This is a genomic window from Ensifer aridi, assembly GCF_002078505.1.
GTDB lineage: Bacteria > Pseudomonadota > Alphaproteobacteria > Rhizobiales > Rhizobiaceae > Sinorhizobium > Sinorhizobium aridi.
In genome coordinates this window covers 1-706 of record NZ_LUAV01000076.1, presented here as the reverse complement: position 1 = coordinate 706, position 706 = coordinate 1, and the positions used below count along the sequence as shown (strand labels likewise).

The following is a 706-nucleotide window of genomic DNA, read 5'->3' as shown; positions in this document are numbered from 1 at the left end:
GTGACAGAGCACGATCTGCAAGGGCTGCCGGATGCCGAGGTTTTGCTTTCGGCTCTGTGCGAAGAAGAAGCAAGGACACCGTTCGATCTTGCGCGCGGCCCGCTGATCCGCGGACGGCTGATCCGGATGGCCGATGACGACCACATCTTTCTGCTGACGCAGCATCACATCGTCGCCGACGGCTGGTCGATGGGGGTTCTGGTGCGAGAGCTCAATGCGCTGTATTGCGCGTTTGCCTCTGGCCAGCAGAACCCGCTGGCGCCGCTGACCATCCAGTATCCGGACTATGCCGCCTGGCAACGGCAATGGCTGTCCGGCGAGCGGCTGCAGCGCCAGGCGGCATATTGGCGTGACAGCCTGTCTGGCGCGCCGGCCCGTCTTGCGCTGCCGACCGACCGGTCGCGACCGGCGCAGCAGTCGTTTGCCGGAGCCACCGTCCCGGTCGTCATCGATGCCGATCTGACGCGCGGGCTGAAGCGGCTGAGCCATCAACATGGCACGACCTTGTTCATGACGGTGCTGGCGGCCTGGGCGGCGGTGCTGTCGCGCTTGTCGGGGCAGGACGACCTTGTCATCGGCGTGCCGAGCGCCAATCGCGGCCGCCGCGAGATCGAGGATCTGATCGGCTTCTTCGTCAACACCCTGGCGGTTCGCATCGATCTGTCCGGCGAACCGAGCGTGTCGGAGCTGCTGGAGCGGACGCGAC

General features: G+C 66.0%; 1 protein-coding gene. It reads left to right on the top strand.

Annotated elements, in window-relative coordinates; all coding sequences use genetic code 11:
- A partial coding sequence (locus AYK65_RS31340) for a condensation domain-containing protein (RefSeq protein ID WP_139793430.1) occupies positions 1 to 706 on the top strand: 706 nt, incomplete at both ends.